This is a genomic window from Hydrogenophaga sp. ZJX-1, from assembly GCF_048590325.1.
Lineage (GTDB): Bacteria > Pseudomonadota > Gammaproteobacteria > Burkholderiales > Burkholderiaceae_C > Hydrogenophaga.
Genome location: NZ_JBMBRA010000001.1, coordinates 949959 through 976332 on the forward strand (window position 1 = coordinate 949959; position 26374 = coordinate 976332).

At 65.1% G+C, this 26374-nt stretch carries 24 protein-coding genes, 2 tRNA genes and 1 pseudogene; 17 read left to right on the plus strand and 10 right to left on the minus strand.

Features of this window, described 5'->3' with window-relative positions; all coding sequences use genetic code 11:
* Positions 1–51 precede the first annotated feature (51 nt).
* On the minus strand, positions 52–1857 hold the full coding sequence (gene msbA, locus ACN5W5_RS04645; RefSeq protein WP_420047373.1) for a lipid A export permease/ATP-binding protein MsbA: 1806 nt from the start codon (positions 1855–1857) through the stop codon (positions 52–54).
* Between the two features lie 260 nt (positions 1858–2117).
* On the opposite strand from msbA, the gene tolB reads away from it, so the two are divergent.
* From tolB to ACN5W5_RS04680, 7 genes are all read left to right on the plus strand, one after another.
* Entirely contained in the window at positions 2118–3353 is a 1236-nt protein-coding gene (tolB, locus tag ACN5W5_RS04650; RefSeq protein ID WP_420047374.1) for a Tol-Pal system beta propeller repeat protein TolB, read from the plus strand.
* Between the two features lie 63 nt (positions 3354–3416).
* Positions 3417–4001: a peptidoglycan-associated lipoprotein Pal gene (gene pal, locus ACN5W5_RS04655; RefSeq protein WP_420047375.1), complete on the plus strand. Its 585-nt coding sequence runs from the start codon at positions 3417–3419 to the stop codon at positions 3999–4001.
* Between the two features lie 13 nt (positions 4002–4014).
* Complete coding sequence (gene ybgF, locus ACN5W5_RS04660) at positions 4015–4800, plus strand: tol-pal system protein YbgF (protein ID WP_420047376.1); 786 nt, start codon at positions 4015–4017, stop codon at positions 4798–4800.
* Positions 4801–4868: 68 nt separating this feature from the next.
* Positions 4869–5984, plus strand: a complete 1116-nt coding sequence (locus ACN5W5_RS04665; protein WP_420047377.1) for a YeeE/YedE family protein — start codon at positions 4869–4871, stop codon at positions 5982–5984.
* 29 nt (positions 5985–6013) lie between these two features.
* Positions 6014–6835, plus strand: a complete 822-nt coding sequence (locus ACN5W5_RS04670) for a tRNA threonylcarbamoyladenosine dehydratase (RefSeq protein WP_420047378.1) — start codon at positions 6014–6016, stop codon at positions 6833–6835.
* Positions 6836–6881: 46 nt separating this feature from the next.
* Positions 6882–6957, plus strand: a tRNA-Lys gene (locus ACN5W5_RS04675).
* 56 nt (positions 6958–7013) lie between these two features.
* Positions 7014–7089, plus strand: a tRNA-Lys gene (locus tag ACN5W5_RS04680).
* Between the two features lie 914 nt (positions 7090–8003).
* On the opposite strand, the gene ACN5W5_RS04685 is transcribed toward ACN5W5_RS04680, so the two are convergent.
* A complete protein-coding gene (locus tag ACN5W5_RS04685; protein ID WP_420047379.1) occupies positions 8004–8453 on the minus strand; it encodes a host attachment protein in 450 nt (149 codons plus the stop codon).
* Positions 8454–8662: 209 nt separating this feature from the next.
* On the opposite strand from ACN5W5_RS04685, the gene ACN5W5_RS04690 reads away from it, so the two are divergent.
* From ACN5W5_RS04690 to ACN5W5_RS04715, 6 genes are all read left to right on the plus strand, one after another.
* Positions 8663–9127 carry an RT0821/Lpp0805 family surface protein gene (locus tag ACN5W5_RS04690; protein ID WP_420047380.1) on the plus strand — a complete coding sequence of 155 codons (465 nt, stop codon included), beginning with the start codon at positions 8663–8665 and terminating at the stop codon, positions 9125–9127.
* A 56-nt stretch (positions 9128–9183) separates the two neighbouring features.
* Positions 9184–9708: a flavodoxin family protein gene (locus ACN5W5_RS04695; RefSeq protein WP_420047381.1), complete on the plus strand. Its 525-nt coding sequence runs from the start codon at positions 9184–9186 to the stop codon at positions 9706–9708.
* A 6-nt stretch (positions 9709–9714) separates the two neighbouring features.
* Entirely contained in the window at positions 9715–10860 is a 1146-nt protein-coding gene (locus ACN5W5_RS04700; RefSeq protein WP_420047382.1) for a hypothetical protein, read from the plus strand.
* A 266-nt stretch (positions 10861–11126) separates the two neighbouring features.
* Positions 11127–11552 carry a c-type cytochrome gene (locus ACN5W5_RS04705; RefSeq protein ID WP_420047383.1) on the plus strand — a complete coding sequence of 142 codons (426 nt, stop codon included), beginning with the start codon at positions 11127–11129 and terminating at the stop codon, positions 11550–11552.
* Between the two features lie 56 nt (positions 11553–11608).
* Complete coding sequence (locus tag ACN5W5_RS04710) at positions 11609–13624, plus strand: erythromycin esterase family protein (protein ID WP_420047384.1); 2016 nt, start codon at positions 11609–11611, stop codon at positions 13622–13624.
* A 55-nt stretch (positions 13625–13679) separates the two neighbouring features.
* A complete protein-coding gene (locus tag ACN5W5_RS04715; protein ID WP_420047385.1) occupies positions 13680–14588 on the plus strand; it encodes a helix-hairpin-helix domain-containing protein in 909 nt (302 codons plus the stop codon).
* 46 nt (positions 14589–14634) lie between these two features.
* Here ACN5W5_RS04715 and ACN5W5_RS04720 read toward each other — a convergent pair whose 3' ends face one another.
* Positions 14635–14913 carry a biotin/lipoyl-containing protein gene (locus ACN5W5_RS04720; protein WP_420047386.1) on the minus strand — a complete coding sequence of 93 codons (279 nt, stop codon included), beginning with the start codon at positions 14911–14913 and terminating at the stop codon, positions 14635–14637.
* Positions 14914–15285: 372 nt separating this feature from the next.
* Here ACN5W5_RS04720 and ACN5W5_RS04725 point away from each other — a divergent pair, with 372 nt between their 5' ends.
* The 4 genes from ACN5W5_RS04725 to lon all read left to right on the plus strand — a co-directional run bounded on the left by ACN5W5_RS04725 (position 15286) and on the right by lon (position 19451).
* Complete coding sequence (locus ACN5W5_RS04725; RefSeq protein ID WP_420047387.1) at positions 15286–15939, plus strand: BON domain-containing protein; 654 nt, start codon at positions 15286–15288, stop codon at positions 15937–15939.
* A 152-nt stretch (positions 15940–16091) separates the two neighbouring features.
* The gene (locus ACN5W5_RS04730; RefSeq protein WP_420047388.1) at positions 16092–16520 is read left to right on the plus strand and encodes an Hsp20/alpha crystallin family protein; all 429 of its coding nucleotides are present in this window, start codon (positions 16092–16094) and stop codon (positions 16518–16520) included.
* A 4-nt stretch (positions 16521–16524) separates the two neighbouring features.
* Complete coding sequence (locus ACN5W5_RS04735) at positions 16525–17007, plus strand: Hsp20/alpha crystallin family protein (RefSeq protein WP_420047389.1); 483 nt, start codon at positions 16525–16527, stop codon at positions 17005–17007.
* Positions 17008–17069: 62 nt separating this feature from the next.
* Positions 17070–19451, plus strand: a complete 2382-nt coding sequence (lon, locus tag ACN5W5_RS04740; protein ID WP_420047390.1) for an endopeptidase La — start codon at positions 17070–17072, stop codon at positions 19449–19451.
* Between the two features lie 140 nt (positions 19452–19591).
* Here the strand turns inward: lon and ACN5W5_RS04745 are convergent.
* From ACN5W5_RS04745 to dapD, 7 genes and pseudogenes are all read right to left on the minus strand, one after another.
* Positions 19592–19675: pseudogene (locus ACN5W5_RS04745) on the minus strand (DUF2934 domain-containing protein); the annotation flags it as partial.
* 68 nt (positions 19676–19743) lie between these two features.
* Positions 19744–19989: a GlsB/YeaQ/YmgE family stress response membrane protein gene (locus ACN5W5_RS04750; protein WP_177134316.1), complete on the minus strand. Its 246-nt coding sequence runs from the start codon at positions 19987–19989 to the stop codon at positions 19744–19746.
* A 152-nt stretch (positions 19990–20141) separates the two neighbouring features.
* Positions 20142–22148, minus strand: a complete 2007-nt coding sequence (locus ACN5W5_RS04755; protein ID WP_420047391.1) for an ABC-F family ATP-binding cassette domain-containing protein — start codon at positions 22146–22148, stop codon at positions 20142–20144.
* On the minus strand, positions 22145–23038 hold the full coding sequence (prmB, locus tag ACN5W5_RS04760; RefSeq protein ID WP_420047392.1) for a 50S ribosomal protein L3 N(5)-glutamine methyltransferase: 894 nt from the start codon (positions 23036–23038) through the stop codon (positions 22145–22147). The genes ACN5W5_RS04755 and prmB overlap by 4 nt, the downstream gene beginning before the upstream one ends.
* Positions 23039–23042: 4 nt before the next feature.
* A complete protein-coding gene (dapE, locus tag ACN5W5_RS04765; RefSeq protein ID WP_420047393.1) occupies positions 23043–24215 on the minus strand; it encodes a succinyl-diaminopimelate desuccinylase in 1173 nt (390 codons plus the stop codon).
* Positions 24215–25375 (minus strand): PilT/PilU family type 4a pilus ATPase, encoded by a 1161-nt coding sequence (locus tag ACN5W5_RS04770; protein ID WP_420047394.1) that lies wholly within the window; start codon positions 25373–25375, stop codon positions 24215–24217. The genes dapE and ACN5W5_RS04770 overlap by 1 nt, the downstream gene beginning before the upstream one ends.
* Before the next feature lie 136 nt (positions 25376–25511).
* Positions 25512–26336: a 2,3,4,5-tetrahydropyridine-2,6-dicarboxylate N-succinyltransferase gene (gene dapD / locus ACN5W5_RS04775; protein WP_177134303.1), complete on the minus strand. Its 825-nt coding sequence runs from the start codon at positions 26334–26336 to the stop codon at positions 25512–25514.
* Between the last annotated feature and the right edge of the window lie 38 nt (positions 26337–26374).

Below are 26374 nucleotides of genomic sequence, written 5' to 3' on the forward strand. Positions count from 1 at the left end.
TCTCTGGATGCCCTGGAAGCCGGAAGCACCCTGGAGGTGCTTCCGGCTTTTTTACGTGTCGGCTTCGGGGGTGAACTTTTGCACATGCAGCCGGGCATACAGGCCGTCGCTGCGGAGCAGTTCTTCGTGGCTGCCCATCTCGCTGATCTGCCCATCGGCCAGCACGACCACGCGGTCGGCATGTTCGATGGTGGAGAGCCGGTGGGCGATCACGATCGTGGTGCGCCCCTTCATGAGCCGCGACAGCGCGTCCTGCACCAGCCGCTCGGACTCGTTGTCCAGTGCTGAGGTGGCTTCATCGAGGATGAGGATGGGCGCGTTCTTGTAGATGGCTCTTGCAATTGCCAGCCGCTGGCGCTGGCCGCCGGAGAGTTCGGCCGCGTTGTGTCCCACCGTGCTGTGCATGCCCCGGGGCAGGCGTTCCAGCAGATCGAGCAGGTTGGCCGAGGCCAGCGCTGCGCGCACGCGCTCTTCGTCGATCTGGTCGTCGGCCGCCCCCAGCGCCACATTGGCCGCCAGGCTGTCGTTGAGCATGATCACTTCCTGGCTGACCATGGCGAACTGGCGCCGCAGGCTGGCCAGATCCCAGCTGGGCAGGGGCACGTCGTCCAGCAGCACTTCGCCGCGGTCCACTTCGACAAAGCGTGGCAGCAGATTGGCCAACGTGGTCTTCCCCGAACCCGAGGGGCCCACCAGGGCCAGCACTTCACCGGGGCGGATGTTCAGGTTGATGCCGCGCAGGGCACTGCGGCTGATGTGGCCGTCGTCCGGCTGCTCGTCGCGCGTCGGGTAGCGCACCCAGACGTCGCGCAGGGTGATGGCGCCCTTCACCTGATCCGCCCGGTGGGTGCCGGAGGCTTGTGGAGGGGTTTCATCAATGAGTTCCAGACCCCGTTCCAGCGCGGCGAGACCCCGGGTGATCGGGCCGGCGATTTCGGCCAGGTGCCGGATCGGTGCGATCAACATCAGCATGGCGGTGACAAAGGCCACAAAGTTACCCACGGTCACACCGCTGCTGGCGCTTTGCCACAGTGCCACAGCAATCACGGCCGACAACGCTGCGGCGGCGAGCATCTGTGTCAGCGGGGTCATGGCGGCGTGGGCCACAGTGGACTTGAGGGCCAGGCGTCGCAAGGAAACGCTGAGTCCGTCGAAACGCTGGGTCTGGCGTTGCTGGGCACCGTGCAGGCGCACCATGCGGTGGGCCAGTGCGTTTTCTTCCACCACATAGGCCAGTTCGTCGGTGGCCTGCTGGCTGGAACGCGTGAGGCGGTAAAGCCGGCGCGAGAGCACACGCATCACCAGAATCAGGCCTGGAAACAGCAGCAGCACGATCAGCGTGAGCTTCCCGTTCAGGTACATCAGATAGCCCAGCAGGGCCAACAGCGTCAGACTGTCCTTGGTCAGGCTCAGCATGGCGTTGACCAGCATGGTCGACCCTGTCTGCACCTCATAGACCAGGGTGTTCGAGAGCTTGCTGGCACTTTGCCGGGCAAACAGCGTCATTTGGGCATCGTTGAGCCGGGCAAACATGGCCCGCCGCAGGTTGAGCAGTCCGAGACTGGCCGTGTAGGACAACGCATACTGGGCCAGAAACCCCGCCAGACCCCGCACACCAAACAGCCCCAGCAGGGCAACGGGCACCATCCACAGGTCGATGTTCCCCTCGGCAAAGCCCCGGTCCAGCAAGGTCTTGAGCAAAGCGGGGATCAGGGGTTCGGTCAAGGCCCCGACGATGGTGCAGATGGCCGCCAACACGATACCGCTCTTGGCGGAGCGGAAGTACGGCCAGAACTGGCGCAGTCGCTGGGTGATGGTTCGGGCGGGCGGCGTGCCGGGGGCTTTGGAATCGGTCAAGTCTGCGCGGCCTGGGACGGCGGGGTAGGGTGGCTGGGCTGGGCACAGTGTGCCAGTGGGCACGGCCTGTACAGAAAAAGCACAACTTGTCACGGGTGCAGAAAGTGCTTCCGGTATTATCTGCTGGCAACCGGAAAACAGGATTCACAATCCGGTTTCCAGCCACATCACCCAACCTATCAAGAATGCAGGCATTGAATCGATCTGACTGGCAACCCTCGCGGCGGTCCCTTCTGGCGCACGCCACCGCACTCCCCCTGATGACCTGGCCACTGCAGGACGCACTGGCCCAATTCCGCGTTGAGGTTTCCGGTGCCGGGGTGACCCAGATTCCGGTGTCGGCGGTCAGCTTCCGCGACAACGGCCTGGTCAACCAGGACATGGCCGCGATCGTGCGGGCCGACTTGGAGCGCAGCGGGCAGTTCCGCTTTGTGGAGCCCTTGCCCGCGAGGCTCGACGAAACTTCGCGTCCCGAGTTTGCTTCCTGGCGCAGCAAGGGCAGTGACGCCCTGTTGACCGGCAGCGTTTCGCGTCTGGCCGATGGCCGCTTTGACGTGCGATTCCGGCTGTGGGATGTGGTGCGTGGCCAGGATCTGGGTGGGCTGAGCTACCCGGTGTCCACCGCGGATCTGCGTTTTGCTGCGCACCGGATCGCTGACTACGTGTACGAAAAACTCACCGGTGAAAAGGGCGTCTTCTCGACCCGCATTGCCTATGTGGCCAAGGCCGGGCAGCGACACACCTTGCTGGTGGCCGATGCCGATGGCGAGAACGCCCGCGCGACCCTGACCAGTCCCGAACCCATCATCTCGCCGAGCTGGGCGCCGGGTGGTGCGCAACTGGCCTACGTGTCGTTTGAATCGCGCAAGCCCGTGATCTACTCGCACGACGTGGCCACGGGCAAGCGCCGCCTGCTCGCCAACTTCCGTGGATCGAACAGTGCCCCAACGTGGTCGCCCGATGGCCGTCAACTGGTCGCGACGCTGTCGATCTCCGGCAATGCGCAGATCTACGCCATGGACGCCAACGGCAGCGCACCGCGCCGCCTGACCCAGTCGGGCAGCATCGACACCGAGCCCGTTTTCAGCGCCGACGGCAACAGCATCTTCTTCGTCAGTGACCGGGGTGGTTCGCCGCAGATTTACCGCATGGGTGTGCAGGGTACGAATCCGCAGCGAGTGACCTTCTCGGGCAACTACAACATCTCGCCGGCACCCAGCCCGGACGGCCGCTGGCTGGCCTTCATCTCGCGTGTCGGTGGTGCGTTCCGCCTTCACGTCATGGAGCTGGCCTCGGGCAATGTCACGGCACTGAGCGAGACCAGTGCCGACGAAAGCCCCAGCTTTTCGCCCAACAGCCGACTGATCATCTACGCCACCCGTGACCGCGGGCAGGAGGCCCTCATGACCAGCACGGTGGATGGGCGCATCAAGACCCGGCTTGCCAGTGCAGGGGGAGACATTCGCGAGCCCGAATGGGGCCCGTTTGCCCGCTGACCTCAGAGTCCCCCGTTCTGCCATCCATCCTCCATTCAAACCTGCCCAGAAAGGGAAACACCCATGAACAACAAATTCAAACCAGCTACCTCCACCGTCCAGCGTGGCAACCGCGTGTGGCTGAACCGTTTCGCCGGCCTGCTGGTCGTCGCCTCGTTGACCGCCTGCGGCTCCAGCGTCAAGCTCGACGATGTGCCCGTTGAAGACCGCACCGGTGGTGCGGCCGGGCAGGCGGGTCAAGGCGGAACCGGAAGCGGCGTGGACCCCCGTGGCGTGTCGGGCGTGGAAGTGCCTTCCATGGATTCGCAGCAACCCGAGGCCATGGCCCGCGTGGTGTATTTCGATTACGACAGCTTCGAAGTCCGTGGCGAATACGCCGCTACCCTGGAGGCCAATGCCCGTTACCTGAAGGCCAACAGCAGCCGCAAGATCGCACTGGAAGGCCACACCGACGAGCGCGGTGGTCGTGAATACAACCTCGCTCTCGGTCAGAAACGCGCCGAAGCCGTGCGCCGCTCGCTCTCCCTGATGGGTGTGAGCGAGTCGCAGATGGAGCCGGTGAGTTTCGGTGAAGAAAAGCCCGCGGCACTGGGCATGGACGAAGTCTCCTACGCCAAGAACCGTCGGGTGGAACTGACCTACCGTTGAACCGATGTCCCTGATGAACCGTTCTGTTCCTTCGCTCCTGAGTGCTGCGGCCCTGCTGGTCTGCAGCCTGTGGCCCTTGCAGGCGCATGCCCTGTTTGACGATGATGAGGCGCGCAAGGCCATTATCGAGTTGCGCAACAAGTTCGATACCCAGAACCAGTCAACTGCCGCCAGCTTGTCTCGCATGGCCCAGGAGCTGAGGGACAGCCAGGCCACGACCCAGCGCAGCCTGCTGGAGTTGTCCAACCAGAACGAACAGTTGAGTGGCGAGATCGCGCGGCTGCGTGGGCAGAATGAGCAGCTGGCGCGTGAAGTTTCCGAGCTCCAGCGTCAACAGAAGGATGCGCAGGCCGGCGTGGATGCACGCTTGCGTCAGGTTGAACCGGTGCCCGTTTCTCTGGATGGCCGCGAGTTCACGGCGTCGCCCGAGGAGAAGCGTGACTTCGACGCGTCCATGGAGCTGCTTCGCCGTTCGGAGTTTGGTGCGGCCGCTGCGGGGTATGCGGGCTTGTTGCGCCGTTATCCCGACAGCGGCTACACGCCATCCGTGCTGTACTGGCTGGGCAACGCCCAGTACGCCAACCGCGCCTACAAGGAGTCGATCGAGAGCCACCGCCGTCTGGCGACCCAGTTCCCCGATCATCCCCGCACGCCCGAGGCTCTGCTGGCCATGGCCAACAGCCAGATCGAACTCAAGGACAGCAAGGCCGCACGTCGCACGCTGGAAAACCTGATCAAGGTCCATCCCCGATCCGAGGCCGCGGCGGCCGGACGCGAGCGTCTCGCCCGCCTGCGCTGATCGCGGCGGGTTCGTGCACATGCCCTTCCGGTCCGGGCGACCGGAGGGCTCCTCCTACAATGTCGGCCATGATGGACATCGCCGATATTCAAACACTGCATACCCAAGTTCTCTGGGCCGCCTTCGCGGTTTCGGTGGTGTTTGGTTTCATTGCCCAGCGCACCCAGTTTTGCACCATGGGGGCCATCAGCGACATCATCAACATGGGGGCCTGGACGCGCATGCGCATGTGGGGCATGGCGGTGGGGGTGGCGTCGATGGGCTTTTACTTCATGGGCTGGCTGGGCTGGATCGACACCAGTCAGACCATCTACGGATCTGGCCGCATCATCTGGCTGTCCGCTGTCGTGGGTGGCAGCCTGTTCGGCTTTGGCATGGTGCTGGCTTCGGGGTGTGGCAGCAAAACGCTGGTGCGCATCGGGGCTGGCAGCCTGAAGTCATTGGTGGTGTTTTTTGTCATGGGCTTTGCCGCATATGCCACGTTGCGCGGCGTGCTCGCGGTGCTGCGTGTCAACACCGTTGACCTGGTGGCCTTCGACATAGCGGCGGGTGGCACGCTGCCGATGTGGATGGCGTCAGCCCTGGGGCTGGAACCTGGCACCGCAGGTCTGCTGACCGCATTGATCCTGGGAGGCCCGCTGGTCATCTGGGCCTTGATGGGTGAAGATTTCCGCAGCGCCAACAACCTGCTGGGTGGTGTGGGTCTGGGGCTGGTGATCGCTGCGATGTGGTGGGTCAGCGGTCACATGGCGTTTGTGGCCGAACATCCGGAAACGCTGGAATCGGTGTACCTCGCCACCAACACCGGGCGCATGGAGTCCCTGACCTTCACCGCACCCATGGCCTACACCCTGGATTGGCTGATTCTTTTCAGCGACAAGTCCAACGTGCTGACCCTGGGGGTGGTCACCGTGGCGGGCGTGGTGGTCGGGGCCTTTGCACAGGCCTGGCTGGGGGGCAGTTTTCGCTGGGAAGGTTTTCGCAGCACGCAAGACACCGCCCTGCACATGGGTGGCGCGTTCTGCATGGGCGTTGGGGGTGTGACAGCTTTGGGGTGCACCGTGGGACAGGGGCTTTCCGGGTTGTCCACCCTGAGCCTCACCAGCGCCATCGCGGTGGCGGGCATCGTGCTCGGCGCCATGGGCGGTGTGCGCTTTCAGCTCTGGTTGCTGGAGCGTGAGTGAGTGATCTGAACGGAACGAGCGCGCCTGTCATGCCCCCCGATTTTGAACGCCGCTTCGGAGGTTTGCGCCGGCTCTATGGCCAGGAAGGCTCCCAACGCATCTTTGACGCACATGTGGTGGTGGTTGGCATCGGCGGTGTCGGATCGTGGTCTGTCGAAGCCCTGGCACGCAGTGGTGTCCGACGCCTCACCCTGATCGATCTGGACCATGTGTCCGAATCCAACATCAACCGCCAGATTCATGCCCTGGACGTTACCTTGGGGCAGAGCAAGGCACTGGCCATGCGCGAGCGCATCGCGATGTACCACCCGGCCTGTGTGGTGGACGTGATCGAGGAGTTTGTGACGCCAGAAAACTGGCCCATGCTGCTGGATGGTGCACCGGGCGATGCGGACATGCGGCCCACGGGGCTCATCGATGCCTGTGACCAGATGCGGGCCAAGACGAGGCTGGCCGCCTGGGCCGTGGGCAACAAGATGCCGTTCGTGACCGTCGGAGCAGCGGGTGGAAAACGACTGGCCCATGCGATGGAAGTGGCCGATCTGGCCGTTGTCACGCACGACCCCTTGTTGGCGCAGTTGCGTTACCAGTTGCGCAAACACCATGGCGGCGCACGCAACGGTTCCATGGGCGTGAGCTGTGTCTTCAGCCGTGAGGCTGTGTTGCCGCCCGATGGATCGTGTGCAGTGGCTGACGCGCCAGACGGATCGTTGAATTGCCACGGCTATGGATCGGCAGTGAGTGTGACCGCCAGTTTCGGCATGGCTGCGGCAGGGGCCTTGATGAACGCGATCGCGAGCGTTTCAAAAAGTCCTGCCAGTCTTGAGAACAGCTCAAAAATAACGTTATAATCTGAGGCTTGGCGACGAGGCGAAAGCCAACTTTGCGGGGCCAGATGGGGCGTTAGCTCAGTTGGTAGAGCAGCGGACTCTTAATCCGTAGGTCGAGTGTTCGAGTCACTCACGCCCCACCAGACGCTGGTATCTGGGGTCTCGCATTCGGTTTGTCGTTGGTGTTTTTTTGTATGTTGGGACGTTAGCTCAGTTGGTAGAGCAGCGGACTTTTAATCCGTTTGTCGTGGGTTCGACCCCCGCACGTCCCACCAGATTCCCCTCGCGGGAGTTGAAAAGCCTGCTACTGATTCGGTAGCAGGCTTTTTCATTTCTGCCGCACCCCTTTCACGTTGCCGGTCCATTCCCAGTTTGGCGATGGGTGCGTGAGCAATGGGATCGAGGCCCCCACCCGTACCGGCACCAACGTGCCAAAGTGGAATTGTCTCCAGCCACTTGAACCGAAAAGGGCGTCCACCGTGAAGATCACGACGGTTGGCATCGACCTGGCCCAGGATGGGTTCCAAGTTCACGGCACAGACGAGCGTGGCAAGGCCAAGTTGAAGGCTGGGACAGCGCAGTTCGATGACCCTGTTCAAGCCTGCTGTGCTGGCGAGGCAGACGTGTCTCCTGATCGCGTGAGCCACCTAAAGGTCGCAACTCATCTCCAAAACCCCCGAAGGCCCAAGTGACCTCGGACGGTCGGTACCTCGCTTGATTGACTTTGAATTCGCGATCCCGGCGGCAGCTTCGGGGCGACGAGATTCGGACAGCGGATGTCGCTGAAGGGCCGGGAACACCAGTTCGTCCCCGGCGTAAGTCGTCGTTACCGGGACCTGGCCTGATCGCTTGAGGCCTTGCCCGCCGAATGCTCGGTGGCGACGCACGCAAACCTTCGGAGCGGTGGCGACTTTAGCGGCTACAAGGCCTGATCGCCAATGGCGGGACCGAGATTGGCGGCCTGGCGCATTGTCTTGATTGAAAGGCTCTTCAAGGCAGGCGCAGACGCCGCCCTCATCAAGCAGCATCGTGCTGGGTACGTGCGCTCCTGCATCCGTGCCGACGTGCTGGATCGGTCCGCAGTCGATCTGCTTGAGCAGGTCGAGACCCGCCACGACTCGACGCTGTCATCCCATTGGCCAGCGCAGCAAAGGGCAATGGCACGGACTCTGCATATGAGGTCATGGCCTCACCGCGCAGGCAGGTGCAGCTCGCGCAGACGGCTCTCAAGCGTGCCAACGTCCAGACCCGTGAAGTCAGCATCGTGGGCCCATTGCAGTCGGTAGGCCACGCCCCGGTTCAGGCTGGCCTTGATTTCGCTTAGAAGCGGGCCAGGGGCGATCAGCCAGAAAGTCACATATTCGCCGTCGACCGCACCTTCCTCCAGCCGCTTGGCCAGTTCGCTGGCGAACTGGTGCAGCACCTTCTTGTGCGTGCTGGTGTGCGGTTCGAAGTGAACGACTGCGCTGCTGTGGTCATTGCTCCCATGGCCCTGGCGTTCGTGTTCGAGCTCGCTGCCTTTGAGACGGCCCTCGGGAAAGTCGAAGGTCTCCACTGCCACCAGCGGATCGCCCACGCTGGCACGACTGAAGAAACGGGCCATGGACCCGTTCGCGACCAGAATCCAATGCTTTTTCATGGGGGCTGCTTTCAATTCAAGGTCGCCCAATCTAGCGCCGGCGAAGGCGCAAGCCGTTGAGTTCGCTCAATGCGGACATGCGAGGCCTGGCAAGGAAAAGGGACTGTGTACGCCAACCTGAAGGGGTATTGAGCAGGCTCAATCCAGCCGGGTGATCTCCCGCCCAGACTGAAGAATTCGCTGCAAGCAGCCTGTTTCCTGGAGCAGACATGGGCACACCTTTTCTGAAGCGATCACTGCCTGTTCTGATGTCTGTCGTGGCACTGACGGCGTGCCAGACACCGGTGACACAGGAGCAAAGCGGCATGGTGATCGGTGGACTGCTCGGAGGGGTGGTCGGCTCTCAGTTTGGCCATGGCAGTGGCCGCACAGCGGCCGTCATCCTGGGCACCCTCACCGGCGTGGCGGTTGGGGGCGCCGTCGGCCGATCGATGGCCGAGCGCGACAGGTACCTGACTGCCCAGACTCTGGAAACGGTGCGCACCGGCGTTTCCAGCCAGTGGGTCAATCCCGACACCGGCCACCGCTACACCGTGGTGCCCATGCGCACTTACGGCAGCGACGACGGCCCCTGTCGCGAATACCAGGTGAATGCGGTGATCGGCGGCCGCACGGAACAGATGGTGGGTACCGCCTGCCGTCAGGCCGATGGCAGCTGGCGCGCCCAACCCTGACGTTCGTCGGTACCGGACACCTGCCGCCTCTGGACCCTTTTGAAAGGAGGTCAACGATGAACCGCATCCTGGTCGTCCACTACTCCCGAACCGGCCACACCGACGTCGTGGCCAGACGGATTGCTGCCCGCTGCCATGCCGACATCGAGCGCATCGAGGAACGAGGCAGCCGCGAAGGTGTGATTGGCTATCTGCGCTCGGCCGCTGAGGCGATCCTGGGCCTGCACCCGCCGATCAAACGCGGGCGCCACCGCCCCGGTGACTACGACCTGGTGATCGTGGGCACACCGGTGTGGTTCTGGTCCGTGTCCAGCCCTGTTCGCACCTGGCTGCACCGGCACCACAGGTCCCTGAACAAAGTGGCGGTGTTCTGCACCTGTGGTGGGTCTGGCCACGCCAAGGTGCTGGACGACTTGGAGCGACTGTGCGGGCATCCCGCGCTGGCCAGGCTGGTCCTGACCGAGCAGGCGACAGGGCAGTGCCAGCAAGTCCCGGCGTTTCAACGCTTCCTGCTGGAGCTCAAGCGGGTGCGCTCGGTCTCCGATCCGCTGCCACCCATCCAGGAACAGGCGCCAGCCTGAAGCGCCATGAAAGTCGCGCTGCTGGTCCTGCTCGGTCTGGTGGTATCTGGCGCACTCGGCCAGACTGTGGCGGGCGAGGGCAATGTGCACGCTGCCGGTTCGTCGGTGCGGTCCGAAGCCAGCGTGAAAGGCGATTTCCTGGCAATGGGCGGGCGCGTGGCGGTGGAGCATCCGGTGGCCGACGACGCTCTGCTGCTGGGGGGCCATGTCGATGTGCGCGCCCCGGTGGGGGACGATCTGCGCGCAGCCGGCGGCGATGTGCTGGTGGAGAGTCCGGTGGGCGGCGATGTGATGGCGGCCGCAGGCAATCTCAAGCTGACCAGCACCGCGCATGTGGCCGGCCGCGCCGATCTCGCTGGGGGCGATGTGGTGATTGAAGGCCGGGTGGACGGTCCACTGACCGTTCGTGCGCGCCGTCTGGTGCTCAACGGCCCGGTGGGGGGCGGCGTGCAGGCTGCTGTCGAGCGGCTCGAACTGGGGCCGCAGGCCCGTGTGGGCGGGGGGTTGCGCCACACCGCGTCCACCTTCACGCGGGACGCGGCCGCCGTGGTCTCCGGACCGCTGGAGCGGGTCGAACGGCTGTTCGAGGACCACGCCCGCTGGGGCCGGGATGAACGGCCCCCCATGCGTGAGGACCGGGGGTCCATGATGGGAGGATGGTGGTGGCTGGTGCCGTTGTCAACGGGCCTGCTCGGCGTGCTGGCGCTCGCTGGCGCAGTGCTGTTCGTGTTCTCCGGTTTTGCCGGCAGGGCCGCGCACCAGATAGAGACCGATCCATGGCGTGCTTTGGGCGTGGGCGCACTGTTGCTGGTGGCTCTGCCGGTGCTGGCTGTGTTGCTTGTCTTCACGCTGCTGGGCATTCCACTGGGGTTGGTGGTCCTGGTCCTGTACCCGCCGCTGCTGCTTCTGGGTTGGTTGATCGGTGCGTTGTTTGCCGCACGCTGGCTCGCAACACACGCCTCGCCCGAAGAAGCCGTGGGCACGGCGGTCCCGTTCGGCTGGATGGCCGCGGCCGTGGTCGGATTGTTCGTGTTGGGCGCGGTGCCGGTGGTGGGGCCACTGCTGGCGACGGCCACCATGGCCGCCGGCCTGGGCGCCTGCGTGCTGGAGTGGCGCCGCCAGCTGACCAGCCGATCCGAAGGCGCGGCGTGAGGCGCCACCACAGCGCGCCCCGGGTGTCCGCCATCGAGGCGCGGGCGGCTTCCTGAATGCGGCCTCCAACACCGTTGCCACAGGTGCTGACCCGCACGCGGATATCTCGATCGAGGTTCTTCAGCGAGCCTGCCATAGCGAAAAGGTGGGTTCCGATTGAGCGGCCTCAATGGGTGCAGATGCGTGGGACCTAGCATGAAAGCCGGTTCGCACGGAATCCAGGCGCGCACCGCAAGACCTCGCCAAACAACCACAGGAGCCACACCATGGACACACTTCAGAGAAAGCTTCTTGCACTTGCCATTGCTTGCTGCGGGGGCGCCGCGATGGCCCAGTCCGCTGCTCTCGATCCGGGCAAGCAGGAGTTTTCTGAAAACTGCGCCAGTTGTCATGGTGTCGACGGCAAAGGCAACGGACCGATGGGCGAATTGCTGCGCAAGAGCCCTCCCGACCTGACGCTGCTGGCGAAGCAGAACAAAGGTGTATTGCCCATCAACCGGTTGTACGCGGTGGTGGACGGCGCAGGCATACCCAGCCATGGTTCACGCGATATGCCAGTGTGGGGTCGCGAGTATCAGATCGAGGGTGCGCAGCAGATGCGCGAGGCGCGAGGCCGCTACGACCCAGCCGAACTGGTGAGGGCTCGCATCCTGGTCCTCCTTGAATACATCAGCCGCATCCAGGCACCGTGAAACCATGGCTGCTGCAGCAGCAAGGCATTCGATGAATCGCAGCAGGAAGCCGGGAAATGAACCACGCTGAGCTTCTCCAGCGCAGGGCGGTCATGGTGGAGCGGCATGTGATGGGCCGCAACATACGTGCCGGGCGCGTGCTCGATGCCATGCGCGAGGTACCGCGCGAGGAATTCGTGCCCAAGGTATTGCTGGAATTCGCGTTTGACGATCTGTCGCTGCCTATCACCGGCGGCCTGGTGCTGCAGCGTCCGAGTGCCGTGGGCGTGATGCTCGCCGCGCTGGGTCTCAAGGCGCAGGACAGCGTGCTGGAGATAGGGACAGGCGTGGGGTATGTGACGGCGCTGTTGTCGCGCCTGTGCGCGAGCGTGTACAGCGTCGAGCCACAGGGGCCGGCCGCGCTGGCGGCCATGTCCACGTTCGCACGCCTGGGTTGCCACAACGCGCATGTGCGCCACGACAGCGGGGCCGAAGGCTGGCCGGAAGAGGCGCCATTCGATGCGATCGTGGTACATGCCCGTGCCCGTCACGTTCCGCAGATGTTGAAGAACCAGCTGGCAGAGGGCGGCAGGCTCGTCATGACCCTGGGCGACGATCCTGAGGTCGGAGAGCTGGTTCGGGTGACGCGCTTGCCGGGTAACCAGTTCCGCGTTGAGGACATGGTCGACATCGGGACTGAACTGGTGCTGGGTGAAGCGCCGCACGTGGGCGCGCACGCCGGCGCCATCTGGCGCATGCCGGCCGGGGCAGGGAAGGGCAGGGGAACCGCTGCCGCCGACACGGCGCTGGCGGGCCAGGTGGCGGCGGCGGCCGAGGGTTTCGACTCGGTGGATTCGGCCGACCTCGAACCCCTGCTGCAGCGCATGGGCGATGCGCGTGTCGTGTTGCTGGGCGAAGCCACGCACGGCACATCGGAGTTCTACCGCATGCGCGAGCGCATCACGCGCGAGCTCATCACTCGAAAAGGCTTTTCGTTTGTCGCCATCGAGGGCGACTGGCCCGATGCGGTACAGATTGATCGGCACGTGCGCAGGCAATCGACGTCGGAAGAAGCCTGGTCAGGGTTTGCCCGGTTTCCTGCCTGGATGTGGCGCAATGAGGAAGTGCGTGGTTTCGTCGATTGGCTGCGCGAGCACAACAGACAGGCGGCGCAGCCGGTGGCGTTCCACGGGCTGGATCTCTACAGCCTGTACAGCTCCATCGACGCCGTGCTGGCCTACCTGGACCGCGTGGATCCGCCCACGGCGCAGGTGGCCCGGCAGCGCTACGGATGCCTCACGCCCTGGCAGTCCGATCCCGCCAGCTACGGGCTGGCGGCACTGACCACACGCTACCGAAGCTGCGAACAAGACGTCGTGAAGATGCTGGTGGACTTGCAGCAGAAGAGCCCGGTCTACATCGGGCAGGATGGTGAGCGCCTGCTGGACGCGCTGCAGAACGCCCGGGTCATCAGTCAGGCCGAGCGCTACTACCGCACCATGTACTACGGCTCGCGCGTGGCCTGGAATCTGCGTGACAACCACATGTTCTCGACGCTGCGGCACCTGCTGTCCTTCCATGGCGCTGACAGCAAGGCCGTGGTGTGGGCGCACAACTCGCATGTCGGGGATTCGGCGGCCACCGAAATGTCGCTGCGCGAGGAGTACAACCTCGGTCACCTCTGTCGTCAGGCGTTGGGCTCATCGGCCTGCCAGGTGGGTTTCGGCACCCATGGCGGCACCGTGGCTGCCGCGACCGAATGGGACGCGCCCATGGAAGTGAAAACCATTCGCCCGGCACTGCAAGGCAGCTACGAACACCTGTTTCATGCCTGCGGTGTCGAGCGTTTTTTCCTGCCGCTGCGCGAACAGCCTGGGACAAAAGCCATGATCGATGGCCTGGCCGTTCCCCGGATGGAGCGAGCCATCGGGGTGATCTACCGCCCGGATACAGAACGCCAGAGCCACTACTTCGACGCGGTGTTGCCGCGCCAGTTCGACGAGTACATCTGGTTCAATGAAACCCGTGCAGTGACGCCGTTGCCGACCAAGGTGCGCGAGGGCTTGGCCGACACCTACCCTTTTGGCGTCTGACCTACTCCGCGCTGAGCGGGACGGACAGGCTCGCGGGCCCTTGCAGGAGCAGCACATGGCCACCGACGTCAACCTCATCGAAGCCCATGCCGATGTTCAGGCCGCGCCCCCCGGGGTGAGCAATACCACCATCGCGCAGGCCCTGGCCGAAATGGCCGCGTTGCTCGAAGCCCAGGGCGACAACCCCTTTCGTGTGGCGGCCTACCGGCACGCCAGCGAGACCGTGAGCCGGCTGGTGTCGCCGTTGCGGGAAATCCATCGCAGCGGCGGTGTGGCCGCGCTGGACGCGCTGCCGGGCGTTGGCCAGAGGATCGCTGCCGCGATCGTGGAAATGCTGGAGACGGGCCATTGGCAGCAACTGGAACGTCTGCGCGGCGGTTCGGACCCGGAGGCCTTGTTTCGCACCATCCCGGGCGTCGGTCCCGATCTGGCCATGCGCCTGCACGAGGCACTCGGCGTGGACACGCTGGAAGCGCTGGAAGGCGCGGCCCGCGCTGGCCGGCTGGAAGCCGTCGAGGGCATCGGCCCACGCCGTGCGGCCGCCATTGGCGCGGCCCTGACGCAGATGCTGGATCGCGTGCGCAACAGGCGTCAGGGACTGGCTGGAGCGGAACCGCCGGTGGCGCTGCTGCTGCAGGTGGACCGCGAATACCGCGCTGCCGCCGAGGCCGACAAATTGCCCAAGATCGCGCCCAGGCGCTTCAATCCGGAGAACCGTGCCTGGCTGCCGGTGCTGCACACCGACAGATCCGGCTGGCATTTCACCGCGTTGTACTCCAACACGGCGCGCGCCCACGAACTGGACCGCACCCACGACTGGGTGGTGATCTTTGCCGAGGACCAGGCGCACCACGAACACCCCTGCACCGTGGTCACTGCGGGGCGGGGGGCTCTGGTGGGACAGCGGGTGGTGCGTGGTCGCGAGATCGAATGCCGGCAGTGGTACGCGCAGGCCGCAGCCTGAGGGGCTCAGGGCCGCCTGGTGCCCAGGGCGTGCGCTAGCCGCGTCGCTAGAAAGGGACCACCCGCGCCAACACGGCGCCGTGGGCAAAACGATCGCCCGCCGGGACCAGAATGGTTTCCAGAACGCCGTCGTGCGGAGCAGCCAGTTCGAGCGATTGGTGCAGCAACCGCACCCGTGCGATCGGCTGCCCCGCGTGCACACGATCCCCTTCCGATGCCAGCCATTCCTCGACGCGGGCACCGTCGCCCGCTTCCAGGCTCTCCCACAACAGGGGGTCCAGGACCACATCACCCATCATCGGTACGTCCTTCTGAAAAGACGGCATCTCTGCGCCGTGGTTTCTATGACCAATCAACAGGCATCCACTCTACTCACGGTGGTCGGCCGCCCGATTGACACCGCTCAACAGATCGCAGGGTCGTGGGGTTTGATTGAGCACGCTCAATGCCGCCACCACCGGCCCCGCGCACACTGACTTTGCCGATGTTTCCCTGGGGCGTACCCGAGAGCAACGGCCCAATGGAGACTCCCCTGAGGCAGTATGGTGTGTTTCCCACACCATGGAGGGACGAAGGCAAGCTCAGACTGGCGGAGCCCGAGAGGATATCGCCGGGGCCTTCACCATGGCCCGCCATCCGAGAGGACGGCGGGCCATCTTCTTTTCAACCCGTCTGGCCATCCGGCAGAAAGGTCGAACATGAAATCCGATGTGCAGCTCAAGAAGGACGTCGAAGCGGAACTCGAATGGGAACCCTCGATCAATGCGGCCGAGGTGGGTGTGGCGGTGAAGGACGGGGTGGTGACGCTTTCCGGCCACCTGGACACCTTGGCGCAGAAGCACGAGGTGGAGAAGGTGGTGCAGCGCGTGGCTGGCGTGCGCGCCGTTGCGGTCGAGATCGACGTCAAGCTGACCGCCGACAGCGCGCGTAGCGATTCGGAAATCGCCCACGCGGTTGAGACGGCTTTCACATGGCACAACTCGGTGCCGGCCAACCGGATCCAGGTGAAGGTCGAGAAGGGCTGGGTCACGCTCGCCGGCGAAGTCGACTGGGAATACCAGCGCGCGGCCGCCGCCAATCTGGTGCGGCCCTTGATCGGGGTGATGGGCATCCACAACAACATCGTGCTCAAGCGCCGAACCACACCGGACAACATCGAAAAACGCATCCGGGACGCGTTGACCCGGCAGGCCGAGCGCGAGGCCAAGGGCATCGAAATACAGGTCCATGACTCCACCGTGGTGCTGCGTGGTTCGGTGCATTCGCTGGCCGAGCGGGTGGCCGCACAGGGCGCGGCCTGGTCGGCACCAGGCATCACGCGGGTCGACAACGAGTTGCGCATCATCCCTTGACGAAAAGCGGTCAGTGCGCTCTCGTTGAGCACGCTCAATGGCGCCCGGCCGCCAGCGTCGCAACATCGTTTCCCGGTGGGCGCATTGCCCTCCGCTGTCCTGGGTTCGCGAACTCAGGCCCCCCATTTCCACTGTCACACAGGAGCATCACCATGAACGAACTTCGCACCCTGGACCCTTTTGCCCTCGATCCCTTTGACGACACGTTCCGCTCGCTCATGCGCCCATGGCGCTTTGAGATGCAGGAAACCGCACCGCGCATCAAGATCGATCTCTCGGAGCAAGACGGCAGCTACGCCGTCAAGGCCGAGATTCCCGGTGTGAAGAAGGAAGACATCGACGTGCGCGTCGATGGCAACACGGTGACGATCAGCGCCGAGGTGAAATCCGAAAAAGAAGAAAAAGGCAATGGAGACCGCGTGCTGCGCCGTGAGCGCCAGGAGGGCTACGCCAGCCGCAGCTTCACCCTGGCCTGTCCGGTTGACGAGGGCAAGGTCGAGGCCAGCTACAAAGACGGTATCCTGGCGCTGACCCTGCCCAAGAAGGCCGGAACCTCCAGCAAACGCATCGCGATCCAGTGACGCCATGGGCACGCTGACCGCACCCTGGCGCCAAGGCGCACAACATGCCTGGGCTTCGCTGGCAGAAGGTTGGCGCGACCTGCGCCAGCGCGCCGGCGGTGCGCTCACCCGCTTCCGCCGCAAGGATGCCGCAGGGCGCGAGGACGAGGCGGGCTGGGGTCTGGTGTCCGCCGATCTGCGCGTGGAAGACGACCGCATCATCGTGCGCATGGAGTTGCCCGGCATGAACCGGGAAGACCTGCAGATCGACATCGACGGCGACCAGCTCAGCGTGTCGGGGGAGAAGCACTTCGAGCAGGAGAGTGGCGATGGCAGCTACCGTCTGCGGCAGTGCGCCTACGGCAGCTTCCGGCGCGAGCTGATCCTGCCGCACGCCGTCGATGCCGAGCATATCCAGGCCCGCTACCGCAACGGCGTGTTGCACATCGACATGCCGCGTACCGACCGCGACCGCGGCCGACGCATCCCGGTGCGCGCGGCCGACTGACGCAAGACAGCAGCCACCGGTAGCCGCCGTCACGAACCCGGCGGCGGACGGAGGGAATTCCCATGAGCGAAGAATCCAGCCCCTTGTCTTGTGACAACCCGCTGCCGACCGATGTGGTGGCGTTGCTGCCCATGCGCAATCTGGTGCTCTTTCCCCACGTGCTGGCACCTGTGGCGCTGGGGCGGCCGAAGTCGGTCGCAGCACTGCAGCACGCGGCGGCCTGCGAGGCGCCTGTGGTGCTGGTGCTGCAGAAGGATGCCCAGGAGGACGACCCTGGGCTGTCGGGTCTGTGCAGCGTGGGTACGCTGGCCACGGTGCTGCAACACAAGTTGGCCGACGACGGTCAGGCCCACGCCGTGTGCCAGGGGCTGCAGCGCATTCGGATCGTCGAGCTGGTGGAGGGATATCCCTTCCTCGCCGCGCGCATCGAGCGGCTGGTGGACACCGGTGAACATTCGACTGAGGCCGAAGCCATGGCGATCCAGCTGCGGGAACGCGGCACGGAGATCCTGTCGCTGCTGCCGGGCGTGCCCGCCGAACTGGCGCACCTGCTGCAGGGTACCCGTTCCCCCTCGGAACTGGTCGATCTGGCGGCCAGCCTGCTGGACTCGGATCTGTCGGAAAAACAGGCCCTGCTGGAAACACTGTCCATCGAGGAGCGCTTGGGCTCCGTGCTGAAGATCGTGAGCCACCGGCTGGAGGTGTTGCGGCTGTCGCGCGAGATCGGTGCCCGCACCAAGGAGCAACTGGACGACCGGCAGCGCCGCATCCTGCTGGAAGAGCAGTTGCGCACCATCAAGAAGGCGCTCGGCGAGAACGGTGAAGGCGCGCGCGAGATGGCCAGTCTCGGCGAGGCCATCACCGCGGCGCACATGCCGCCCGAGGTGGACGCCCATGTGCGAAAAGAACTGCAGCGGCTGGAACGCATGCACGACGCGGCTGGCGAAGCCTCGACGCTGCGCACCTGGATCGAGTGGATGACCGAGATGCCCTGGGCAGAACCGGGCGAGCGGGTGATCGACCTGGCCGCCGCGCGGCAGACGCTGGAGGACGAGCACTTCGGCCTGGCGCGCGCCAAGCAGCGCATCGTCGAGTACCTGGCGGTCAAGAAACTCAACCCGCAGGGCCGTGCGCCGATCCTGTGCTTCGTGGGGCCGCCGGGGGTGGGAAAGACTTCGCTCGGCCAGAGCGTGGCGCGGGCCATCGGACGGCCTTTCGTGCGCGTCTCGCTCGGCGGGGTGCACGACGAAGCCGAACTGCGCGGCCACCGCCGCACCTATGTGGGCGCGATGCCCGGCAACATCGTCCAGGGTCTGCGCAAGGCGGGTGCGCGCGACGGCGTGATGATGCTCGACGAGATCGACAAGATGTCGGCCAGCCTGCACGGTGATCCCTACGCCGCCCTGCTGGAGGTGCTGGACCCGGAGCAGAACTCGACCTTCCGCGACAACTACCTGGGTGTGCCTTTTGACTTGAGCCGGGTCTTGTTCATTGCCACCGCCAACGTCATCGACCACCTGCCATCACCCGTGCGCGACCGCATGGAGGTGATCGAGCTGCCCGGCTACACGCTGGAAGACAAGCTGCAAATCGCACAGCGGTATCTGCTCGGGCGCCAGTTGCAGGCCTGCGGCTTGCGTGCCGATCAGTGTGAACTGACCGAGGCCGCACTGCACGCGATGGCCACGGGCTACACGCGAGAGGCTGGCGTGCGCCAGTTCGAACGCGAGATCGGCCGCGTGATGCGCGCTGCCGCGCTGCGCGTGGCCGAAGGCAGTGCCACGCATGTGCGGGTCGATGTCGCCGATCTCGAGGCCTTGCTGGGGCCACCCACGGTGGAGCACGATGTGGCCCTGCGCAGCAGCCTAGCCGGGGTCGCCACCGGACTGGCCTGGACGCCAGCGGGCGGTGACATCCTGTTCATCGAGGCCACCCAGGTGGCGGGCAGCGGGCGCCTGATCCTCACCGGGCAGTTGGGCGACGTGATGAAGGAAAGTGCCCAGGCCGCGCTGACGCTGGTGAAGTCGCGCGCGTCCGGCCTCGGCCTGCCATCGGCGGTGTTCGACCATGTCGATGTACACATTCATGTGCCCGCTGGGGCGATTCCCAAAGACGGACCCAGTGCGGGCGTGGCGATGTTCATCGCGTTGGCCTCTCTGTTCAGCGACCGGCCGGTGCGCCACGACCTGGCCATGACGGGCGAAATCAGCCTGCGAGGCCTGGTGCTGCCGGTGGGTGGCATCAAGGAGAAGGTGCTGGCCGCACAACGGGCCGGGCTGCGCGAGGTGATGCTGCCTGCACGCAATCGCAAGGATCTGCACGACGTTCCCGAGAGCACACGCCAGGCGTTGCACTTCACGTGGCTGGAGACGGTGGACGACGCCATTGGTGCCGCGCTGGGCGTGCGTGCACTGGCACAAGAAGGTGATTTCAAGCTCGTTTGAAGTGCGGCCGAACCGGTTGCAGCCCGACCGACGCCCGGACCGACCACGTCGGATGCACCACAACGCGATCTTTCCGACAGCAGGGCGACCTGACCGGCTGACGACTGCGCCTCTGGCGCTCTCCCGCCCAGGGCCGCTTGGGCGGCCAGCCAGTCGTCCAAGTCGTGGCCGTGCTCACGGCCCCGTTTCTCATGGCGTTCGCAGGCCGCTTCGCGGATGCGCACCTCGCGGGGAAGCCCGGGCCCGGAGGTGACCTGAAAGGCCCACGCCGAAACGCCGCACGGTCAACGGTTCATTTCTTCCGGATCAGGCCGACGACCACGAGCAGGATCACGGCGCCTACCACCGAGGCGATGAATCCCGCGGCTTGACCCGGGGCGTAGAGGCCCAGTGCAGCGCCCCCATAGCTCGCGAGAAATGAGCCTGCCACGCCCAGCAAGGCGGTCATGATCCAGCCCATGTTGTCGTCGCCGGGTTTGATGGCGCGGGCGACGAAGCCCGCGATCAGGCCAATGAAGAGGGTGATCAGGATGGACATGTGGGGACGGCCTTTCGATGTGTCGGGTTGAACAAGGGAGGGTCCCACTGTAGCGTCAAGCCCGCTTTTCCGCTCTCACCGCTCCCTTGCTGCGCGCCTGCCTGTGAACGCCGTCACTGCGCCGTGCATTCCGCAGACAGAACGAGCGCTTGTCACCCGTTGGCGCTGGCGCCTTCGATCTGTTCGGTGAGGTCCAGCCAGCGCAACTCCAGTGCGTCGATCTCGTCGTTCACCGTTTTCAGCTCGCGCCCTGCATCGGCCATGTCCTTGGGGCTCGCGGGCTGACTCAGGCGGGCTTCCAGCTGGATTTTCTGCTGGCTCAACGCGGCGGTGCGTTTTTCGTTTTGCTCGAGTTCTTTCTTCAACGGGCGCAACTGCTCGGCGAGCTGTTGGCGGCGTTGGGAGTCCTGTTTGCGTTGCTCGGGGCTGCGGTTGGCTGCGGGGGCCGGCGCGGCCACGGCCACCACGGCGGGCATCGCCGCGTTGCCCCGCTGCAGGTCCTTCTGTTCCTGGCGCTGGGCTTCCCGCGACTGTTTGGCCATGTCCAGCAGGTAACGCTGGTAGTCGTCCAGATCGCCGTCGAACGGTGCAATGCCACCGCGGGAAACCAGCCAGAATTCGTCGCACACGGCGCGCAGCAGGGCGCGGTCGTGGCTGACCAGCATGACCGTGCCTTCGAATTCGTTAAGTGCCATCGACAAGGCTTCGCGTGTGGCAAGGTCCAGGTGGTTGGTGGGCTCGTCGAGCAGCAACAGGTTGGGGCGCTGCCAGACGATCATGCACAGCACCAGGCGCGCCTTTTCGCCGCCGCTCATGCTGCCGACCGCCTGTTTCACCTGGTCGCCGGTGAAGTTGAAACTGCCCAGGAAGCTGCGCAGGTCCTGCTCGCGCGTGGCCTGGCCGCTCAGGCGGGCTTGCGCCGTGCATTCGCGCACCAGGCGGATCATGTGCTCCAGCGGGGTGTCGGCCGGGCGCAGCACGTCCAGTTCCTGCTGGGCGAAGTAGCCGATGTTCAGGCCCTTGCCTTCGATGATCTCGCCACTGATGGCCTTCAGGTCGCGCGCGATGGTCTTGACCACGGTGGACTTGCCTTGGCCGTTGGCGCCCAGGATGCCGATGCGCTGCCCGGCCAGGACCGAGCGGCTGACGTTGCGCACGATGGTGATCGGCTCCCCGCCAGCGGCGGGTGGCGGATAACCAAAGCTCACCTCGTTCATGGCCAGCATGGGGTTGGGCAGGTTCTGCGGCTCGCTGAATTCGAAGGTGAAGTCGGCGTCGGCCAGCACCGGGCCGATTTTCTCCATGCGCTCCAGCGCCTTGACCCGGCTTTGCGCCTGTTTGGCCTTGCTGGCCTTGGCCTTGAAGCGGGCGATGAATTTCTGCAGGTGCGCGACCTTGTCCTGCTGCTTGGAGTACGCCGTGGCCTGCAGCGCCATCTGTTCGGCGCGCATGTCCTCGAACTTGCTGTAGTTGCCACCGTAGCGCGTGAGCAGGGCGCGTTCGATGTGGATGGTGACGTCGGTCACGGCGTCGAGAAACTCGCGGTCGTGGCTGATCACGAGCATGGTGCCCTCGTAGCGCTTGAGCCAGGCTTCCAGCCAGACCAGGGCGTCCAGATCCAGGTGGTTGGTGGGTTCGTCGAGCAGCAGCAGGTCGCTCGGGCACATCAGCGCTCTGGCGAGCTGCAGGCGCATGCGCCAGCCGCCGGAGAAGCTGTTGACCGGGTTGTCGAGTTCGTCGGTGCGGAAGCCCAGTCCCAGGATGAGCGCCTGCGCGCGGGCCGGTGCATCGTGGGCCCCCGCGTCGTGCAGCGCCATGTAGGCATGGGCCATGCGCTCGCCGTCGTTGCTTTCTTCCGATGCGGTCACTTCCTGCTGCGCGGCGAGCAGGGTCACGTCGCCTTCGATGACGAACTGCGTGGCCGGCATGTCGGTCTCGGGCATGTCCTGCGCGACCTGCGCCATGCGCCACTGGGCGGGCACATAGAAGTCGCCTTTGTCCTCGTGCAGCGTCTTGTTGAGCAGACCGAACAGGCTGGACTTGCCCGCACCGTTGCGACCCACAAGGCCGACTTTTTCACCGGGGTTGATGGTGGCGGAAGCGCCATCGAGCAGGACCTTCGTGCCGCGACGAAGGACCAGGTTTTTCAGTGTGATCATGAGAGGGGCGTTGACTGGGAAGCCAGTGCCGAAAGGGAATCGGAAGTGAGAAGAAGAACCTGGTCGTCGCCGGCGCTGGTGGACAGCCACACGGCTTCGAGCTGCGGGAACGCGGCTTCGAAGTGTTCGCGTTCGTTGCCGATTTCGAGCACCAGCACGCCGTGGGGCGACAGGCGCGAGGGCAGGTCGTGCAAGAGGACACGGATGAAATCCATGCCATCGGCACCACCCGCCAGCGCCAGCGCGGGCTCGGCGCGGTATTCGGCGGGCAGGGCGTCCATGCTCTGTGCGTTGACATAGGGCGGGTTGCACAGCACCAGATCCCACGGGCCAGGGCAAGCTTTGAGCCCATCGGACTCGATCAGCGCAACACGGTCCTGCAGCCCGTGCTGGTCCACGTTGATGCGGGCCACGGCCAGCGCATCGGTGGAGAGGTCGGCGCCGGTCACTTGCACCTGCGGCCAGGCCAGGGCCGCCAGCACGGCGAGACTGCCGTTGCCGGTGCACAGGTCCAGCACGCGGGTGGTGTGCTCGCCCAGCCAGGCGTCGAAGCCGCCGTCGGCGATCAGCTCTGCGATGAAGCTGCGCGGCACGATGGTGCGCTGATCCACATAAAACGGCACGCCTTGCAGCCAGGCTTCGTGCGTGAGGTAGGCGGCCGGTTGGCGGGTCTCGATGCGGCGTGTGATCAACTCGGCCACGGCCAACGCATCTTCGTCAGAGACGGGCGTTTCGGCCATCTCTTCCAGGTCGCCGTCCAGCGGCAGGTGAAGTTGCCACAGCACGAGCCAGGCGGCTTCGTCGCGGGCGTTGGTGGTGCCGTGGCCATAGGCCAGATGGGCGGCTTCGAGGCGTGCCGTGGCCCCGGCGAGCAGGTCTTGCAGGGTCATGGGTTCAGCCCGCGCAGGCCTGCTGTTGGGCGAGGTTGTGAAGCACGCGGTGGTAGATGTTCTTCAGGGGATCGATGTCGGCCACGGCCACGTGTTCGTCGATCTTGTGGATGGTGGCGTTCGGCGGGCCGAGTTCGATCACCTGGGGGCAGATCTGGGCGATGAAGCGGCCGTCGCTGGTGCCACCGGTGGTGGAGAGCTGGGTTTCTATGCCGGTCTCGGTCTGGATGGCGGAGCGCACGGCGTCCACCAGCGTGCCGGGCTGGGTCAGAAACGGGCGCCCGCCGATGGTCCAGGTAAGGTCGTGGTCGGCGCCCGCCCGCAGGCCGTGGCGCTGCAGGATGTCGACCACGCGCTGCTGCAGGCCTTCGGGTGTGGACTCGGTGGAGAAGCGGAAGTTGAAGTCGATCACCACGGTGCCGGGGATCACGTTGCTCGCACCCGTGCCACCGTGGATGTTGCTCACCTGCCAGCTGGTGGGAGGGAAGTAGGCGTTGCCCATGTCCCAGACCGTCGCGGCGAGTTCGGCCAGGGCCGGGGCGGCCATGTGGATCGGGTTCTTCGCCAGTTGCGGGTAGGCGATGTGGCCCTGAATGCCCTTGACCGTGAGCTTGCCGCTCATGGTGCCGCGGCGGCCGTTCTTGATCATGTCGCCCGTGCGCTCGACCGAGGTGGGCTCGCCGACGATGCACCAGTCCAGGCGTTCGCTGCGCTGGCGCAGCGTGTCGCAGACGATCACCGTGCCGTCGTTGGCCGGGCCTTCTTCGTCGCTGGTCAGCAGGAAGGCGATGTCGATGGGTGGCCTGGGGTTTGAAGCCAGGAACTCTTCACAGGCCACCACCATGGCGGCGAGCGAGGTTTTCATGTCGCTGGCGCCGCGGCCAAAAAGCTTGCCGTCGCGGTGCGAGGGCACAAACGGGTCGCTGCCCCAGGCCTCCAGCGGACCGGTGGGCACCACGTCGGTGTGGCCCGCCCAGACCAGGGTGGGCTGCTGGCCTGTGCCCAGGCGTGCCCAGAGGTTGGTGACGCGGAAATCGGCCGGGCCGCTTTCGATGGTTTCACAGACAAAACCCAGCGGTCGCAGGCGGTCGGCGATCAGGGCCTGGCAGCCTTCGTCCAGCGGCGTGACCGAGGGGCGTGCGATCAGTTCTTCGGTCAGGCGCAGCGTGGCAGTCATCAGAATTTGACGTCGAGCGTGAACTCGGTGAAGGTGGCGTTGTCGCTCTGGTCCTCATCAGACTGCTTGGCGTCCAGGTTGGACTTGGACGCATTGAAGTCGTTTTGCAGGCGCCACAACAGGTTGTTGGGCGAGTCGGCGTGGGCCAGACCTTCGTTGCGCGAGACGATGCCGTCGCGCACCAGCCGGGCCAGGTCCTGCTCGAAACTCTGCGAGCCCACGGCGAGCGACTTTTCCATGGCCTCGCGCACGCCGGAGAAATCGGTTTTCTGGATCAGGTCGGCGATCAGGGCGGTGTTGAGCATCACCTCGACGGCGGGCACACGGCCGCCCGTGTGGGTGCGCAGCAGGCGCTGCGAGACGATGGCGCGCAACGCAGCGGCCAGGTCACCCAGCATGGTGGGGCGCACCTCGACGGGGTAGAAGCTCAGGATGCGGTTGAGTGCCTGGTAGCTGTTGTTGGCGTGCAGGGTGGCCAGACAGAGGTGACCCGACTGCGCGTAGGCGATGGCGGCCGACATGGTTTCGCGGTCACGGATCTCGCCGATCAGGATCACGTCGGGCGCCTGGCGCAGCGCGTTTTTCAGGCCGACCTGCAGCGACGCGGTGTCGGGCCCGATTTCACGCTGGTTGACGACCGACTTCTTGTTGCGGTAGACGTATTCGATCGGGTCCTCGATGGTGAGGATGTGGCCGGTGTTCAGCTCGTTGCGCAGGTCGATCATGGCCGCCAGCGTGGTGGTTTTGCCAGCGCCCGTGGCACCGACCATCAACACCAGACCCCGTTTCTCCATCACCAGATCCGCCAGCACGGGCGGCACGTTCAGGGAGTCCAGCGAAGGCACATCGCCCGGGATATAGCGCAGAACCACCGCGTAGGTGCTGCGCTGGCGCAGCGCACTGACGCGGAAATTGCCCACGCCTTCCAGCGGCACGGCCATGTTGAGTTCTCCGGTATCCCGCAGCTCCTCGATGCGCGTGGCCGGCACGATCTCGGACAGCAGGTTCAGCGGCGCCTCCGGCGGCATCACCTGGCTGTTGATCGGCAGCGTCTGTCCGTTGATCTTGATCATGGCCGGCGCGTGCGCCGACAGGTAGACGTCCGAAGCTTTCTTCTCGGCCATCAGGCGCAGGATGCGCTCCATCGTTCCGCTGCTCATGCCAGACCTTTCAAGAACTCAAAACAGAAAATCTCATCGGCGACAGTGCCCAAACCCAGAACACCGCGGAACCGGCTTCGCCGGGCCGCAGGTGTTGTCCCCCCGGGGGGGAAGACGCGAAGCGGCGCAGGGGGACTTAATCCCTCAACAAGTCGTTCAGGCTGGTCTTCGATCGTGTCTGCGCGTCCACGCGCTTGACGATGATGGCCGCGTACAGGCTGTATTTGCCGCCGTCTTTGGGCAGGCTGCCGCTGATCACCACCGAGCCAGACGGCACACGGCCGTAGCTCACGGTGTCGGTCGTCCGGTCGTAGATCGGGGTGCTCTGGCCAATGTAGACGCCCATGGAGATCACCGAGTTTTCTTCGATCACCACGCCTTCGACCACTTCGGAGCGCGCGCCGATGAAACAGTTGTCTTCGATGATGGTGGGGCCGGCCTGCAGCGGCTCCAGCACACCGCCGATGCCGACGCCACCGGACAGGTGCACGTTCTTGCCGATCTGGGCGCAGGAGCCGACGGTGGCCCAGGTGTCGACCATGGTGTTTTCATCGACGTAGGCGCCGATGTTCACGTAGCTGGGCATCAGGATCGCGCCCTTGGCGATGAAGCTGCCGCGGCGGGCCACGGCCGGCGGTACCACGCGCACGCCGGTGGCCTTCATCTCGGCTTCGCTCAGGTGGGCGAATTTGGTGGGCACCTTGTCGTAGAAGGCCAGGTCGCCACTGCCCATCATCTCGTTGTCCTTCAGGCGGAACGACAGCAGCACAGCTTTCTTGATCCACTGGTGCACCGTCCACTGGCCCACGCCTTCGCGGGTGGCCACGCGCAGCTTGCCGGTGTTGAGTTCGCTGATCACGTGCTCCACGGCGTCCAGCACTTCTTTGGGTGCGGAGGCGGGGGACAGGTCGGCGCGCTGGTCCCAGGCGTTGTCGATCAGGGTTTGCAGTTGTTGGGTCATGTTGTCTCGAACGGTCAGAAAGAGTTGGATGGAACGGA